Source organism: Kribbella pittospori, assembly GCF_004331465.1.
Classification (GTDB): Bacteria; Actinomycetota; Actinomycetes; order Propionibacteriales; family Kribbellaceae; genus Kribbella; species Kribbella pittospori.
Genome location: NZ_SJKB01000003.1, coordinates 661,450 through 677,195 on the forward strand (window position 1 = coordinate 661,450; position 15,746 = coordinate 677,195).

At 68.7% G+C, this 15,746-nt stretch carries 17 protein-coding genes; 9 read left to right on the forward strand and 8 right to left on the reverse strand.

Annotated elements, in window-relative coordinates:
* Positions 1–18: 18 nt before the first annotated feature.
* The 5 genes from E0H73_RS13410 to E0H73_RS13430 form a co-directional block, all read right to left on the reverse strand.
* Positions 19–834 carry a universal stress protein gene (locus E0H73_RS13410; RefSeq protein WP_131354511.1) on the reverse strand — a complete coding sequence of 272 codons (816 nt, stop codon included), beginning with the start codon at positions 832–834 and terminating at the stop codon, positions 19–21.
* Between the two features lie 170 nt (positions 835–1,004).
* The gene (locus E0H73_RS13415; RefSeq protein ID WP_131354514.1) at positions 1,005–1,982 is read right to left on the reverse strand and encodes an Acg family FMN-binding oxidoreductase; all 978 of its coding nucleotides are present in this window, start codon (positions 1,980–1,982) and stop codon (positions 1,005–1,007) included.
* A gap of 101 nt (positions 1,983–2,083) precedes the next feature.
* Positions 2,084–3,826, reverse strand: a complete 1,743-nt coding sequence (locus E0H73_RS13420) for a sensor histidine kinase (RefSeq protein ID WP_202867358.1) — start codon at positions 3,824–3,826, stop codon at positions 2,084–2,086.
* A 48-nt stretch (positions 3,827–3,874) separates the two neighbouring features.
* A complete protein-coding gene (locus tag E0H73_RS13425) occupies positions 3,875–4,321 on the reverse strand; it encodes a pyridoxamine 5'-phosphate oxidase family protein (protein ID WP_165555644.1) in 447 nt (148 codons plus the stop codon).
* Positions 4,322–4,460: 139 nt separating this feature from the next.
* Complete coding sequence (locus E0H73_RS13430; protein WP_131354520.1) at positions 4,461–5,081, reverse strand: hypothetical protein; 621 nt, start codon at positions 5,079–5,081, stop codon at positions 4,461–4,463.
* An 86-nt stretch (positions 5,082–5,167) separates the two neighbouring features.
* On the opposite strand from E0H73_RS13430, the gene E0H73_RS13435 reads away from it, so the two are divergent.
* Genes E0H73_RS13435 through E0H73_RS13455 form a run of 5 tightly spaced genes read left to right on the forward strand, consistent with a single transcriptional unit; the run spans position 5,168 to position 9,956 of the window.
* A complete protein-coding gene (locus E0H73_RS13435; protein WP_131354523.1) occupies positions 5,168–7,096 on the forward strand; it encodes a thiamine pyrophosphate-binding protein in 1,929 nt (642 codons plus the stop codon).
* Positions 7,097–7,112: 16 nt separating this feature from the next.
* Positions 7,113–7,829 (forward strand): flavodoxin family protein, encoded by a 717-nt coding sequence (locus tag E0H73_RS13440; RefSeq protein ID WP_165555646.1) that lies wholly within the window; start codon positions 7,113–7,115, stop codon positions 7,827–7,829.
* A gap of 32 nt (positions 7,830–7,861) precedes the next feature.
* Positions 7,862–8,488 (forward strand): RNA polymerase sigma factor, encoded by a 627-nt coding sequence (locus E0H73_RS13445; RefSeq protein ID WP_131354774.1) that lies wholly within the window; start codon positions 7,862–7,864, stop codon positions 8,486–8,488.
* Positions 8,485–8,715: an anti-sigma factor family protein gene (locus E0H73_RS13450; RefSeq protein ID WP_131354526.1), complete on the forward strand. Its 231-nt coding sequence runs from the start codon at positions 8,485–8,487 to the stop codon at positions 8,713–8,715. Before E0H73_RS13445 ends, E0H73_RS13450 begins: the two co-directional genes overlap by 4 nt.
* 38 nt (positions 8,716–8,753) lie before the next feature.
* Positions 8,754–9,956, forward strand: coding sequence for a cation:proton antiporter (locus tag E0H73_RS13455; protein ID WP_131354529.1), 1,203 nt, complete (start codon positions 8,754–8,756; stop codon positions 9,954–9,956).
* 15 nt (positions 9,957–9,971) lie between these two features.
* On the opposite strand, the gene E0H73_RS13460 is transcribed toward E0H73_RS13455, so the two are convergent.
* Both E0H73_RS13460 and E0H73_RS13465 read right to left on the reverse strand, forming a co-directional pair.
* On the reverse strand, positions 9,972–11,180 hold the full coding sequence (locus E0H73_RS13460) for an RNA polymerase sigma factor (RefSeq protein WP_131354532.1): 1,209 nt from the start codon (positions 11,178–11,180) through the stop codon (positions 9,972–9,974).
* A gap of 11 nt (positions 11,181–11,191) precedes the next feature.
* Entirely contained in the window at positions 11,192–11,572 is a 381-nt protein-coding gene (locus tag E0H73_RS13465) for a YciI family protein (protein ID WP_131354535.1), read from the reverse strand.
* 124 nt (positions 11,573–11,696) lie between these two features.
* Here E0H73_RS13465 and E0H73_RS13470 point away from each other — a divergent pair, with 124 nt between their 5' ends.
* The 3 genes from E0H73_RS13470 to E0H73_RS13480 are packed head-to-tail and all read left to right on the forward strand — an operon-like array spanning position 11,697 to position 13,282.
* Positions 11,697–12,485, forward strand: a complete 789-nt coding sequence (locus E0H73_RS13470; RefSeq protein WP_131354538.1) for a helix-turn-helix transcriptional regulator — start codon at positions 11,697–11,699, stop codon at positions 12,483–12,485.
* A gap of 21 nt (positions 12,486–12,506) precedes the next feature.
* Positions 12,507–12,896 carry a VOC family protein gene (locus E0H73_RS13475; protein WP_131354541.1) on the forward strand — a complete coding sequence of 130 codons (390 nt, stop codon included), beginning with the start codon at positions 12,507–12,509 and terminating at the stop codon, positions 12,894–12,896.
* Positions 12,896–13,282, forward strand: coding sequence for a hypothetical protein (locus E0H73_RS13480; protein ID WP_131354544.1), 387 nt, complete (start codon positions 12,896–12,898; stop codon positions 13,280–13,282). The genes E0H73_RS13475 and E0H73_RS13480 overlap by 1 nt, the downstream gene beginning before the upstream one ends.
* A 53-nt stretch (positions 13,283–13,335) precedes the next feature.
* Here the strand turns inward: E0H73_RS13480 and ppk2 are convergent, their stop codons facing one another.
* Complete coding sequence (gene ppk2, locus E0H73_RS13485; protein ID WP_131354547.1) at positions 13,336–14,226, reverse strand: polyphosphate kinase 2; 891 nt, start codon at positions 14,224–14,226, stop codon at positions 13,336–13,338.
* Between the two features lie 121 nt (positions 14,227–14,347).
* Between ppk2 and E0H73_RS13490 the strand changes: the two genes are divergently transcribed.
* Positions 14,348–15,736: a mercuric reductase gene (locus E0H73_RS13490; protein WP_131354550.1), complete on the forward strand. Its 1,389-nt coding sequence runs from the start codon at positions 14,348–14,350 to the stop codon at positions 15,734–15,736.
* The last annotated feature ends 10 nt before the right edge of the window (positions 15,737–15,746 follow it).

A 15,746-nucleotide genomic window follows, 5' to 3' on the forward strand; every position in this document is an offset into this window, starting at 1 on the left:
AGTGCCGAACGACCTGGGTCATTGGGTCTGATGACTTTCGACGGCCGAGGTGGGGATCACGGCTACCGGGCAGGGGGCCTGGTGCAGGACGGTTTGGCTGACTGAGCCGAGGAGCAGGCCGGCGAAGCCGCCGCGGCCGCGGGAGCCTACGACCAGGAGTTGGGCGTCGGCGGACCATTCGAGTAGCAGCTCGGCCGGGTGGCCGGTGACCTGAACGATCTCAGCCGTCCGCACGTCCTGCTGGGTCGGCAGGGGTGACCCGACGTCATCTTCGTCCTCGGGTAGGACCGTGACGATCCGGGCGACGAGTCCGTGGCGGTCGGCGTACTGGAGACCGAAGTCGACGGCGGCGTCGGCGGCGGGAGAGCCGTCGTACCCGATCACCACCCGGTTCCCGACCACTGCGTCTTCTGCGGGACGTACGGCGACCACCGGGCAGTGCGCGTGGGCAGCGAGCTCCAGTCCGGTGGAGCCGACCAGCAGTCCGAGCGCCCGGCCGGCATCGCGGCTGCCGATCACGATCAGCTCGGCGTTCCGGGACTCCGCCAGCAGCACGGGGGAGGGGAAGCCGTCGACCCGGTCGGCCGTGACGGATACGCGAGGCTCGAACGTGCGCGCCAGGTCCAGCGCCTCGGCAACGATCTTGTCGGCCGCGGCACGAAGCCCCGGCGCGGCATCGCTCGGTCCCAACGGCACCCGGAACTCCGCCCACACGAACGCATGGACGAGATGGAGACCGGCACCGCGGGCCGCCGCTTCGACCGCGCCCCAGCGGATCGCGCTCTCGCTGTCGCCCGCACCGTCGATGCCGACGACAACTCTCTTCTCAGCCATGCCACCACGATGCCGGTGCGAGGCACCACCAGCGCAGGGGCGAAGGTCCCGCGCGTCCGGTGCCGACGGCCCTTATCAGCGGACGCGGGGCAGATCCGCGGCCTCGAAGCGGATGGCGAGGCGGTCGAGCTCGGTCTCCCAGCGCTCGATCTCCTGCTGCAACGAACTGGTCATGTCTCCACCCCGGTGCGAAGGAACTCCGAGACCGGCCTCCGGCCGGTTCCGTTGCCGGGCCGGCCAGGCGCGAAACGGATGATCATGTGCGCGTGTCCCGGCCGCTGCGTCAGTCGCTGCACCGCACGGCGCAGGTCGTCGAACTCCAGCGGCTGGTTCAGGAACGATGCGGTGACGCCTTCACGGGTCGCGGTCAGCAGCACTCGTTCGAGGGCCAGCCCCGCCGCGACCTGGTCCGCAGGCTGGTCGCCTTCCGTCGACAGGATGGCCAGGTTCGGGTGTTCCTCGAACGTCGTCTCCGCGCGCATCCGGTCGACCGGCCGGGTAGCCATGTCCCGAACGGCTGCCGGGTAGCTGGCCGGCCGTGGCCCGAGCGCCGTACTCGGGATGCCTTCGGTGGTGCGGTCACCGCCGACCCAGCGCGCCCGTTCGGCGCGGCGATGCCAGTCGTGGACTTCGCGGAGATCGGTGTCCACGACCATGTCGAGTACGGCGCGGACCTCGGTTTCGCCGAGCCAGGTCAGTTCCGCATCTTCGGCGTACGCGGCCTGCAACAGAGCGACCTTGGTGCCCTCCAGCAGCGGCTGCGCGCCGGACGGGCGGCGATCGGTGTGGCGCCTGGGGATCTGCTGCGCGAGGTCACGCCGGTCCTCGTCCGGCCTGCTGGTGGGTTCGACGACGATCCGGGCCAGTAGGTCAGGTTCGTCCGCGTACGGCGCCAGGCCGAGCCAGGTGCCGTAACCGAGGGACTCGGCCGCGCACCGCAGGTTGAAGGTCGCCGCGCCGGCCGCGATCCGCATGGCCCGGCCCGTCGGGTCCTCTGCCGGCAACGTGCGCGAGCCGTCGACGAACAGGTCGATGACGTGCCCTCCGACCTCGAACCGCCAAGGCTGGGTGTTGTGCATGCTCGGTGCGGCGACGGCCGCCGCGAGCAGTACGTCGATGTGTTCAGCCGACAGCTGCCGCTCAGACACCGGAATCTCCTCCCACTGGTACGTCTTCTCCTTCAGCGTGGCCGGTGGGAGGACGGCGCCGCTGCGGGCAAGAGTCCTGACTCGGGGAGGCCGTTCGGCCGTCAGTTGATCGGAGCCCTGAACTCCACGATCGTTCCGTGGGGCTGGTTGTCGGAGATCTGAACGCCTCCGCCGAGCGCTTGGGCGCGTTCGGTGAGGTTGCGCAGGCCACTGGAGCGACGGCGCGGCCCGATGCCGACACCGTCGTCAGAGATCCTGGCGACGACCTGCTCGGAGTCGACCGACAACTCGACGGTGACCTGCGAGGCCCCGGCGTGACGGACGACGTTGGACAGCGACTCCCGGACGGTCGCGAGAATCTGTGGCCGGACGGCGGTCGGTACGACGGTGTCGATCGGGCCGGTGCAGATCAGCTGCGGCCGGAACCCGAGCGGCTCGGTGTACTCCGTGACCATCGCCTGGACACTCCCGCGGAGCGAACTGCTGTCAGGCGTCTGCTGGAGCTCGAAGATCGCAGCCCGCAGATCGTGGATGGTCGTGTCGATGTCGTCGACCGCCCGGCTGAGCCGCAGTTGATGCTCGGGTCGGGCCAGCCGGTGCATGCCCTGGAGCTGCAGCCCGGTCGCGAAGAGTCGCTGGATCACCAGGTCGTGCAGGTCCCTCGCGATCCGATCGCGGTCCTCGAGCACGAGAATCGTGTCCCGGTCACGCTGTGCCTGGGCACGTTCCAGGGCCAGCGTGGCCTGGCCGGCGAACATCCGGATCAGGTCGGAGCCTTCGGAGACCGTGCTGCTCGCGCCCTGCTCGGCGGCGACCACGAGGAGTCCGCCGGTGTCGGTACTGCCGGCGGGTAGTGGCACCATCGTCGTACGGCCGAGGGTTGTGCCTTCGGGGAAGTCGGTCAGTACGCCGGCATCCTTGAGAAGCCGGGCCAGATCGTCGATCACGACCTGTTCGCCACCGGCGATCGCGCGGCCGAGGAGTGGAAGGTCGGCCGAGACGCGGCGCCCGAGGAAGCGGCCGAACTCGGGCGGACCGTCGACGGCACTGACCACCAACTCCGAGTCCTCAGTGAGCAGTACTGCCGCGACCTGGGCGCCGGATACCTCGCGTGACCGCTGCGCGATCAGGAGGAGTGCCTGCTCGGGACCGAAGTCGCCGAGCATCAACTGGGTGATCTCGGCGGTGACCTCGTGCCACCGCCGGCGTTGCTCGGTGTCGGCGTACAGCCTGGCGTTGTCGATCACGACGCCGGCCGCGGCCGCGAGTGCGGTGACGGTGCGCTCGTCGTCCTCGGTGAAGTCGGCGCCGCCGGTCTTCTCGGTCAGGTACAGGTTGCCGTACGCGTGCTCCCTGGTCCGGATCGGTACGCCGAGGAAGGACTTCATCGGAGGGTGGTTCGCCGGGAAACCGTACGAGCGCGGATGCTCGGCAAGATCCGTGAGCCGGATGGGCTCGGGATGGTCGATCAGCAGGCCGAGGATGCCGTGCCCTTCGGGATACGGGCCGATGGCCGCGATCTCCTCGTCGCTGACACCGTGAGTGATGAAGCGGACGAGGCGCTTGCCGTCCGGGCCGACCACACCCAGTGCGCCGTACCGGGAATCGGCCAGCTCGCAGGCGGCGCTGACGATCCGGTCCAGGGTGCTGTTCAGATCGAGGTCCGCGCCGATCCCGACGACTGCATCGAGCAGCGCCCGTAGCCGCTCCTGGGAGTCCATGATCTCGTCGACCCGGCCGAGCAGTTCCTGCAGCAGCGCGTCGAGACGCACCCGGGAGAGTCCGGCGAACTCCAGCGCCCCCTCGTCCCAGCGTCCCCGCTCCGCACGCGAACCCTCAGGCACGGCCTCAGACTACGGAAAGTCGTCGGTGATGTGAACCAGAGTTGGGGTCTACGAGACGCCAGTGTGTGGACGCCGCGCCCAGGGGAGCAGCCGTCGTCCGTGGACCGATTCGATTCCCAGCCGGATCAGTTGCGGATCGTCCATCGGGAGCCAGGAGTGCAGCGGGAGCGAACGGCGCAGGGCCTCGGCCTCATCCGCCGAGACCACAGACAGGTGGCCGATGGCTGTGACGGTCCAGCCGAGCTGGCGATCGAGATCGACCTCGTCGGCCTCGAAGGCCACCACGTCACCGCGCTCCGCCGCGCGCAGCTTCTGCCCGGGTCCGGTGTTCAGAACGATGGTGTCGTCGTCCAGCAAGAAGTTGACCAGCCGGATCGCCGGGAGACCACCGAGCGTGTAGACCAACCGGCCGAGCGGAACCGAACGGAGCAGCCGCAAACACTCCGGCGGACTCAGAACCTCGAGATGCGACTGGTCGAACTGGGTGGTGGTCATCACGGTCTCCAGACAGTGGACGAGACGACGGGGCTGTGCCTGTCCACCCATCAACCATCGGCGGGTGTGGAGCCCGGCAGTAGGGTCTGGTAGCCCGGGGAGCTCGGGACTTTGTGCCCTGCCTGGCGGAGGGCCGGTCTCAAGCGTTCGCCGCCTCCGCGCCGGCTCGGAAGAAGGCGAGTACGGCGGCCGCGTCGGGAAGCTCGGACATCGGCCGGGCGGCGCCGAACGGCTGGTTCCAGAAGTCACCGGTCCGCGGCGTCCACGGACCGACGTACGCGTAGGGCTCCGGGATTGTGTCGTCGCCGGGCGATACGCCGTAGTTGACCTCGCCCACGCTGATGCCGACGTCGAAGTGTTCGGGCCACAGCACCGGCTCCTCGGCCGGCGCCAGGGCGCGGAGGGCGCTGTCGCCGTGGGCGAAGGCGTCGGCCAGGACGCGCGCCGCTTGGGGATCGATTTCGATCCTGTCGTCCGGCCGAAATTCGGGACCACCTGAGTACACGTCGTCGAGCCGTCTGGCCTCGACGCCGACGCGGTCCGCCAGCTCGGCAAGGCTTCCGGCCAGCGGCACGGACGCCGTCGGGGTGACCAGTGTGACGCCGTCGACGCGCAGGTCCGGCATCACCACCGTGGCGAAGCCACCGGGTACGACGCGGAGCCTGATGTCACTGCTGTGCCGGTACTGCGGTCCCGCCAGCACCAGCTCGGCGACACCGTGCAGGGACCGGCGGGTTACGGCAAGCGAACGTTCGTCCATGACTGCAGTCTCCTCCTGTAACGCCCGGCCGTCGCCCGGCACTGATCTCTCACATGGTCCGTGTCACGAGGGGCAGGAGGCGTTACATGTCGGGCAACTGGCATCGAGTGGACGAGGGCGACGTACCGGATGACGGCAGGGTCCGCAGTGTGGTGGTGGACGGCCGGAGCATCGCGCTCGCGCGGTGCGGGCTGCGGCTGGGTGCGCTGGAGAACAGGTGCCCGCATCAGGGCGGCCCGCTGGGGGAGGGCTCCATCGAGAAGGGGCTGCTGCGGTGTCCCTGGCATGGGTACGACTACGACCCGATCACCGGTCAGCCGCCGGAGGGGTTCTCCGACGGCGTTCCGTCGTACCCGGTGGACGAGCGGGCGGACGGTGTCTACGTCCAGCTGCCCGAACCGCCGGAGCCGGTGCGCACTGTTGCCGACGTACTGGTCGAGACCTTGGTTGCCCATGGCATCACTCACGTGTTCGGCATGGTCGGGCACTCGAACCTCGGGTTCGCGGAGGCGATGCGACGGGCGGAGGCACGCGGCGAGCTGACCTACATCGGGATCCGGCACGAGGGCGCGGCCGCGTTCGCCGCCAGTGCGTACGGAAAGCTGACCGGCCGGCCCGCAGCCTGTTTCGCGATCGCCGGTCCGGGGTCGACCAACCTGCTGACCGGACTGTACGACGCCAAGCTCGACGGCTCGCCCGTGGTCGCCATCTCGGGGCAGGTGCCGTCCAAGGTGCTCGGCCGGGGAGCGTTCCAGGACCTCGATCTGACCGCCGTCTTCAAGGACGTCGCGGTGTCCAGTACCGCGGTCCAGGCCGGGAGCGATCACGCCGAGCTGGCGGCCCTGGCGGTCAAGCATGCGCTTGACGGTCGCGGCGTGGCTCATCTGGTCCTGCCTGACGAGGTGCAGGTACTGCCGTCTGAGGCAGCGGCGAAGGATTCGGTCGGACGGTTGTCCCGGCGCTGCATCCGGCCCGACGAGGACACCTTGGTCCGGGCGGCCGCACTGATCCGCGATGCTCGTCGGCCGGCTCTGATCGTCGGTCACGGTGCGCGCGGCGCCGAGGAGCAGGTACGGGCGTTGGCCGAGCGGCTGAACGCTCCGGTGCTGACGACGTTCAAGGCCAAGGGCCTGGTGCCCGACAGCCATCCACTCGGTGCGGGTGTGCTCGGCCGCAGCGGCACACCGGTGGCCAGCTGGCTGATGAACGAGTCGGATCTGCTGATCGTGATCGGCGCTTCGTTCTCGAACCACACCGGCATCGCCAACTACAAGCCGATCGTGCAGATCGACGACCACCATGCCGCCATCGGCCGCTTCGATGCCGTCACCGTGGACGTCCTCGGCGACGCCGCACTCGCCCTCGATGCACTGAGCGGACTGCTGACCGAGACCAAGTCCGAGGACCAGCGCGCCGATGTCGCCGAGCGCTGGGCGATCTGGCGGGCGGAGAAGGCGCGCCGCGTGAACGACGACCGCGGTCGCGGCGTCTCGGCCGCGGCAGTGTTCGACGCACTGTCCCGGCACCTCCCGACCGACGCGGTGGTGACTGTCGACGTCGGCAACCATGCCTACTCGCTCGGTCGCTACCTGGAGTCCGAAGGGCAGCCGGTGCTGATGTCGGGGTACCTCGGCTCGATCGGGTTCGGGTATCCGGCCGCTCTCGGCGCCTGGGCCGGGGCGCCCGGCCGGCCGATCGTCGCGGTCACCGGCGACGGCGGATTCGGACAGTACGCCGCCGAGCTCACCACCGCCGTCAAGTACGGCATCCCGATCAAGCACGTCCTGCTCGACAACCATTCGCTGGGCAAGATCAGCAAGGAACAACTCGCCGCCGACTACCCGGTCTGGCACACCTCGCTGCACAACCCCGACTGGGCGTCGTACGCCGAACTCTGCGGCGCCACCGGGCTGCGCGTCACCCGTCGCGAGGAACTCGACGACGCGATGACCGCACTCTTTGCCACCACCGGACCGGCCCTGCTCTGTGTCGAGCAGGACGCCGAGCTGCTATGACCACGAAGGAGACACCATGCCTGAAACCTTGCCCGAGTACGACGACCTCCGCGCCCTGTTCCTGAACTGCACGCTGAAGCGCTCGCCGGACGTCAGCAACACCGAGGGGCTGATCGACGTCAGCCGGAAGATCCTGGAGAAGCAGGGCGTCCAGGTCGACGTGATCCGCCCGATCGACCACGACATCGCCACCGGGGTCTGGCCGGACATGACCGAGCACGGCTGGGCGACCGACGGCTGGCCGGCGATCCAGCGGCAGGTGATGGACGCCGACATCCTGGTGATCGCCGGCCCGATCTGGCTGGGCGACAACAGTTCCGTCACCAAGCAGGTGATCGAACGCTTGTACGGCAACTCGTCGATCCTCAACAAACACGGTCAGTACGCGTACTACGGCCGGGTCGGCGGTTGCCTGATCACCGGGAACGAGGACGGCGTGAAGCACTGTGCGATGAACATCCTGTACTCGCTGCAGCACCTCGGCTACACCGTCCCACCGCAGGCCGACGCCGGCTGGATCGGGGCGGCCGGACCCGGCCCGTCGTACCTGGACGAGGGATCCGGCGGCCCGGACAACGACTTCACCAACCGCAACACGACGTTCATGACCTGGAATCTGTTGCACCTGGCAAGGATGCTGAAGGACGCGGGCGGTGTCCCGGCGTACGGCAACCAGCGCTCCGAGTGGGATGCCGGCTGCCGGTTCGACTTCGAGAACCCGGAGTACCGCTGAACACTCTGCTGTACGGTCGGCGTGTGGGGGTCATGCCGTCGGACGACGTGCTGGTCGCCGGCCTACGGGCCGGGGACGAGGAGACGTTCGCCTGCCTGCTGAACGGCTGGTCGGGATCGATGCTGCGACTGGCCCGGACCTTCGTGTCGACGACGGCCAGCGCCGAGGAGGTCGTCCAGGACACCTGGCTGGCCGTGTTCCAGGGCATCGGCCGGTTCGAAGGCCGCTCGTCGCTGCAGACCTGGGTCTACCGGATCCTGGTCAACGTCGCCCGCCGGCGCGGCACGCACGAGCAGCGAACGGTGCCGTGGGCCAGTCTGGTCCCGGACGAGGGACCGACCGTCGACCCGAGCCGGTTCCGCGGGGCGGACGACCAGTATCCGGGCGGTTGGCGGGCGTTCCCGGAACGCTGGCCGACGACCGAGAACGAAGTACTCGCGCACGAGGTCAGGGCGACGGTGGCCGAGGCGATCGAGAAACTGCCGCCGCGGCAGCAGGTGGTGCTGACCTTGCGTGACATCGACGGACAGACGGCGGATGACGTGTGCGCCCTGCTGGGTATCTCCACGGCGAACCAGCGCGTCATCCTGCACCGGGCCCGCGCGGCGGTCCGCGGCCACCTCGAACGGTATTTCACGACGGCCGGAGCTGAGTCATGACCTGCGCTGAACTCGTCGAACTCGTGACGGCATTCCTCGACGGGGCACTGGATCCCGAGACGGAGCAGCGCTTCGTCGACCACCTCTCGATCTGCGACGGCTGTGACATCTACGTCGAGCAGCTGCGCCGGACGATCGCGGAGGTCGGACAGGTGGAGCCGGAGAACTTGTCCGGCGAGACCCGTGACCGGCTGCTCGATGCCTTTCGCACGTTTCCTCGCGACTGAGCTGTAACGCTCGTCCGGGCAGCCGGCACTGATCCGGCATGCCAGACGTGGAGTTCACCAATCTGTTCGTGGTCGCGGCGCTCGCGCTGCTCGCCCCACTGCTGCTCGGGTTCGCTCCGCGACTGCGGCTGCCGGCTGTGGTGCTGGAGATCGTGGCCGGCATCGTCGTCGGCCCGCATGGCCTCGGACTGGTCCAGATCGACGAGCCGGTGCAGATCGTCGCCCTGCTGGGACTGGGGTTCCTGCTGTTCCTGGCCGGGCTCGAGATCGACGTACGTCGGTTGCGCGGCCCGACACTCCGGCTCGCGCTCCTCGGCTATCTGGTCACGCTGGTGCTCGGCAGTGTCGCCGGCATCGGCTTCTCGGCGGCCGGGTGGGTCAACAGCGTGCTGCTGCTCGCGGTCACCCTGTCTGCCACGTCACTGGGTCTCGTGGTGCCGGTGCTCAAGGACGCGGGCAAAGCCGACGGCGCGGTTGGTCAGTTCACCATCGCCGCGGCCTCGGTGGCCGACTTCGCCGCCGTCCTGGTGCTGTCCCTGGTCTTCTCGACCGAGGGCGGCAGTCCGGGGGAGCGGCTCGTCATGGTCGGGCTGTTCGCACTCCTCGTGCTGGTCACCGGATTCGTCGTGGCCACGGCCGGACGGTCACAGCGGATCGGCGGCGTGCTGGAGCGATTGCAGGACACCACGGCCGAGATCCGGGTCCGGGCCGCCGTCGTACTGCTGGTCGCATTCGTCGCACTGGCCGAACGGTTCGGGCTGGAGACGATCCTCGGCGCCTTCCTCGCCGGAGCGGTGGTCGGACTGGTCGACCGCGACTCGAGCTCGCACCCACGCTTCCGGACCAAGCTGGACGCACTCGGCTACGGCTTCCTCATCCCGGTCTTCTTCGTGACCAGCGGCCTCCGCCTCGACCTCCGCGGTCTGCTCGACGATCCGGCCGCACTGCTCCGCGTTCCGCTCTTCCTACTCGCCCTGCTCGTCGTCCGCGGCGTACCGGCGTACCTCGCAGTGCGGACACTGGGTCCCCGAGCAACAACCGCGACGGCACTGCTCCAGGCGACCTCGTTGCCGTTCATCGTCACAGCGACGCAGATTGGCGTGATCACCGGCCTGATGGGACCAGTCACCGCCGCCGCCCTCGTCTGCGCAGGCCTCCTGTCGGTGCTGATCTTCCCGGCCACCGCCCTGGCCCTGCTGAAACAACCCGCTGCCGACCGAGCAACAGCGCGCCAGGTCTGACGATCTGGGTGACCTTCAGACCTCACGCTCGAGGGCTTCGCTCCGCCGGCGGAGGAACTGGATCTCGGGCTGGGTTCTGGCCACTTCTGCCGCGGCAGCGTAGGCGTTGGCTGCCTCCTCGTGACGGCCGAGGCGTTCCAGCATGGCGCCGCGCGAGGCGTGCAGCAGGTGGTACTCGGCGAGCTGGTCGGCGAGCTCGTCCAGCATGGTCAGGCCGGTGGCCGGCCCTTCGATCTCGGCCAGTGCGACTGCGCGATTGAGTGCGACCACCGGTGTCGGCATCACGGCCAGCAGCCGGTCGTAGAACCGAACGATCGTAGGCCAGTCGGTGTCGCGGTAGTGCGGGGCCGCGCAGTGGATGCCCTGGATCGCCGCCTGGAGCTGAAACGGTCCCGGGCGGCGACTCCGAAGGCAGACAAGGACGAGTTCGTGGCCCTCGGCAATCAGCGAGCGGTTCCAGACCGACCTGTCCTGGTACTGAAGCAGTACGACGTCGTCACCGCCACCGCGTGCCGGCATTCTCGCCTCGTTGAGCAGCATGAGGGCCAGCAGGCCGACCGCTTCCGGCTCGTCGGGCATCAGGTCCACCAGGACACGCGCCAGCCGGATCGCCTCGGCGCGCAAGTCCCAGCGGTTCCGGATGTCATCGGCTCCGGCGTTGTAGATCAGGTACAGCACCGAGAGCACCGCGCGGAGACGGTCCGGCAGTTCGGCCTCGTCGGGGACCCGGTAAGGGATGCGCGCGGACTTGATCTTGTACTTCGCCCGTACCAGTCGCTTCGCCATGGTCTCCTCGCTGACCAGGAACGCCGAGGCCACCTCCGCGGGGGTGAGTCCGGCGATCAGGCGCAAGGTCAGTGCCACCTGGTGCTCGGTGCGGATGGCCGGGTGGCAGCAGGTGAAGATCAGTCGCAACTGGTCGTCATGCATGAGCTCTGCATCCTCGGATCTGGAGTCCTGCCGCCGGTGGTCGACCGCGACCTGCTCGGCGAGTTCGCGGCCGCGGCGGCCGCGACGTACGACGTCCACGGCTCGGTTGCGCGCGGTCGTGACGATCCAGCCGGGCGGATTGTCGGGCACACCGTCCCGCGGCCACCGCTGGACAGCTGTCACGAAGGCATCCTGTACGGCGTCCTCGGCCAGCGAGATGTCACCGAAGAGGCGGGTCAGGGTGGCCACGGCTTGGCCGTGGGCCTCGCGGAACGCTCGCTCGACGTCGTCCATCGACCGTTCCGTCAGTGTCCGTCCTCCAGCCGCCCGGTGGCGCGGAACGGCCGGACCTCGATCGCGTGATTGATGGCCTCGACGACCTTGGTCGCCCACTCCAGCGCCTCGTCGAGGTCCTCGGCGTCGATGATGTAGAAGCCGCCGATGTGCTCCTTGCCCTCGGCAAAGGGTCCGTCGGTGGTGACCTTGTCCAGGCCAGTGCCTCCGCGCACGACAGTGGCCGCGTCCGGGCCGTGCAGGGCGCCGCCGAACACGAACGCGCCGGCCTTGTCCATCTCTTCCTCGAGTGCGATCACCCGGCGCATGAACGCTTGCCTGTCTTCGGGCGTCGACGGCGCGCCCCCGACCTGGTTCTCCGTGTCATACACCGACAGCAGGTAGTGACTCATTGCCTACTCCTCGTCTCCGCGGGGTCGTCCCGCTCTGACCTACTGACGAACGGCAGCGCGCGGATCAGGACACCCTCGGGACAGGATCTCAGGACTGTCCCCGCTCGCGTCTAGGCTCCGAAACATGAACCGCATCGACCGCCTCTACGCGCTGGTGGAGGAGCTGCGTGCGGCCGGGCGACGCGGACGTACGGCGCGACAACTGGCTGCTCGTTTCGAGGTGAGCGTTCGCACCGTCGAGCGTGACCTGAGCGCGCTCGGGCAGGCCGGTGTTCCGCTGGCGACCAAGCAGGGCAGAGGCGGCGGGTACACACTCGACCGGTCGATGAGCCTGCCGCCGCTCAACTTCACTCCGCGCGAGGCGGCGGCCGTGGCCGTGGCGCTGAGCCGGACCGAGCACGTCCTGTTCGCCAACGATGCCCGCAGCGCGCTGCAGAAGATCGTTGCCGCGATGCCGGAGTCGGCGCTGGCGGAGGCACGCGATACCGCGGACAAGGTGCGGCTGGTCGTGCACAAGGTGCCGGACCCGGACGCGGAGGTTGCCGAGATCATCTGGCGGGCGGTGCGCGACAACCAGGTGCTGCGCATCCACTACATCGACGTCGGCGGCGTTCGGACGGAGCGTGAGGTCGAGCCGCAGTACGTGGTGGTCGGCACCAACGGCTCCTATCTCACCGCGTGGTGCCACCTGCGAGGCGACGACCGGGTGTTCCGGATGGACCGCATCACCGCGGCCGAGCCGACGCCGCGCCTCCCGAGGCTGCGGCCTGTCGTCCCCGAGCCGATCGTCGACGGCCACGAGATCAGGCTGCCGGCGTCCGTGCTTCGTCCCGAAGATTCTCTGCCGAACTCCGACATAGGGCTGTCGCGAACGACTGCCACGGTGGGTGCAGCCCGTCGTACCGGCGGGTGATCCGATCAGAAGGAGACGCACATGACCACCCCCGCTCCCGGCACCTTGGCCTGGTTCGAGGTCGCCACCAGCGACGCCGACGCCGCGCAGAAGTTCTACGGCAGCCTCTTCGACTGGACCTTCGAGGCCAACGGCCCCGCTGCGTCCGGCGGATCGGACTACCGCAACATCAAGGCCTCCGGCGCTGACGGTCCGATGGGCGGCATCTTCGCCACTGGCGGCCAGGTGCCCAACCATGCCGTGTTCTACATCCTCGTCGCCGACGTCGAGGGCACCTGTGCCGATGCCGAGCAACTCGGCGGATCGGTCGTCAGCAAGCACCTCGATCCCGGTCCCGGCGCGCCGAAGTTCGCTTACCTGCGCGACCCGGCCGGGAACCAGTTCGGGGTCTTCACCCCGCCAGCGGCCTGATGGCGAAACGCACCCAGGGGACGTCCCCGTCGGAGCAGTCCGGCGGGGACCCTGCGGCTCGCGACCTGTACGACGAGCTCACCGACGACCTGCTGTACGACCCCGCCATCGGCCGCGCCACGATGATGGGCTACCCCTGCGTGCGGCTGGCCGGACGCTTCGTGGCGTCGTACGACAAAGCCGGTTCCCTCGTCGTGAAGCTGCCGCACGAGCGAGTGGTCGACCTCGTCGAGGCCGGCACCGGCGATCCGTTTGCCCCGGCCGGCAAGGTCTTCCGCGAATGGGTGTCGATCTCAACTCTCGACCCCGAGCTGTGGCGCAGCCTCCTGGCCGAGGCTGTCGACTTCGCCCGCAAGTCCCTACGCAATGAGCCGGCCGGTGGGTGAGGACCTGGACACCACGGCGTCGATGCGTGCGAGGTCGACGGTGTGGAGCTCGGTCAGTCGCCGACGGCTTCGATGCCGCGTTGGACGATCTTCGGGTCGGGCTCGCCGACGATGCCGGTGTCCTTGCCCTCGTAGTCGAAACGGCTGAGGAAGGCGCGCATCGCGTTGATGCGGGCGCGCTTCTTGTCGTTGCTCTTGATCGTGGTCCAGGGCGCCCATTCGGTGTCGGTTCGCCGGATCATCGTTTCCTTGGCGGTGGTGTAGTCGTCCCACTTGTCCAAGGACTCGAGGTCGATCGGCGACAGTTTCCACTGCCGGACCGGGTCGACCTGGCGAATGATGAACCGGGTGCGTTGCTCGGCCTGGGTGACGGAGAACCAGAACTTGGTCAGGGAGATGCCGCTGTCGACCACCATCCGCTCGAACAGCGGTGTCTGGGCCAAGAACTGCTCGCACTCCGGCTCGGAGGCGAATCCCATCACGCGTTCGACACCGGCGCGGTTGTACCACGACCGATCGAACAGGACCATGTCGCCGGCCGAGGGCAGATGCTGGACGTAGCGCTGGTAGTACCACTGGGACTGTTCCCGGTCGCTGGGTTTGGACAGCGCGACGGTGTGGGCGTAACGGGGGTTCAGGTGCTCCATGAAGCGCTTGATCGTCCCGCCCTTGCCGGCCGCGTCGCGACCCTCGAACAGGAGCACGTGTTTGGTGCCGGTGTCGGAAGCCCAGTTCTGGAACTTGAGCAGCTCGACCTGCAGCAGATACTTCGCCTCGTCGTACTCCTCACGGGGCATTCGTTCGTCGTACGGATAGTTCTCCCGCCAGGTGTCCACGGCGCGGCCGTCCGGGTTCAGCAGCACCGGGTCGTCGTCGTGGTCGTCACCGATGTGGTGGCCGGCGATGTTCAGCCGGTCGATGTACTCGCGGACGTCGCGCAACATGCTGCCGACGGTACTCCCGAATGCAGCGCCGGTCGCGGCCTTCACGCGAGACGCCCTTCGACGAGAGGATGGCCGGGGCGCCGGCCCGGCTGGGGCGTTCGTGATCAGAGGAGATGGCGCAATGGTCGATGAGCACTACGACGCGATCGTGATAGGGACCAGCCAGGGCGGACGGTTCCTCCCCATCGAACTGGCGAAGGCGGGCCGGAAGGTGGCGCTCGTCGAGCGTGACCAGCTCGGTGGCGTCTGCGTCAACACGGGGTGCACTCCGACCAAGACGATGGTCGCCAGCGCTCGCCTGGCCTACCAGGCGCGTCGCGGCGCGGAGTACGGCGTACGTACTGGTCAGGTAGCGGTCGACCTGGCGGCGGTACGTGAGCGCAAACGGGCCATGGTCGCCGGCGCGCGGGAGAACTACGCGAGCCGGCTGGCGCAGGACGGGCTCGACCTGATCGAAGGCGAGGCCCGTTTCACCCGGCCGAGGACGGTCGAGATCGCCTTGAAGGACGGCGGGACGCGGCAGCTCAGCGCGGAGGTGATCGTCATCGACGCGGGGACCCGGCCGAAGCCGCTGGTGGTCCCCGGTGCGGACGGCATCCGGGTGCTCGATTCAACCTCGATCATGGAGCTGGACGAGGTGCCGGAGCACCTGATCGTCCTGGGCGGCGGCTACATCGGGCTGGAGTTCGGGCAGATGTTCCGCCGGTTCGGCAGCGAGGTCACCATCTGCCAGAGCGCCGCGCGCCTGATGATGGCCGAGGACGAGGACGTCTCCGACGAGGTCGCCACGATCTTGCGCGATGACGGCATCACGGTTCTGACCTCCTCGACGCCGGTCCGGATCGAACCGGCCACCGGCGGCCGGGTGCGGGTGAGGGTCCGCACGGAGGACGGCGAGCAGCAGTTCGAAGGCTCGCATCTGCTGTCGGCCATCGGCCGCGTGCCGAACACGGGGGCGCTCACCACCGAGGCTGCCGGCATCCGTCTCGACGATCGCGGCTTCATCGGGGTCGACGAGTACCTCGAGACCAGCGTCCCCGGGGTGTACGCGATGGGCGACATCAAGGGCGGCCCGGCCTTCACCCACCTGTCCAACGACGACTACCGCATCCTGCACGCCAACCTGGTCAGGCACGAGAAGGCGAGCACGCGGGACCGGATCGTCCCGTACGCCGTCTTCATCGATCCGCAACTCGGTCGCGCCGGGATCACGGAGCGCGAGGCCAGGGTGCAAGGACGCGCGGTCCGGGTGGCGAAGCTCCCGATGAGCGCCGTGATCCGGGCCATCGAGACCGGGGAGACGCGCGGCTTCATGAAGGCCGTCGTCGACGCGGACAGCGGGCAGATCCTGGGCTGCGCCGTCATCGGCAGTGAAGGCGGCGAGATCATGACGATGATCCAGGTCGCCATGCTCGGAAAGCTCACGTACGTTGACCTGGCCGGCGCGATCTTCACTCACCCGCTCCTCGCCGAAGGCCTCAACACCCTCTTCGCGCTCTTCGACGCCTGACAGCGCAGAC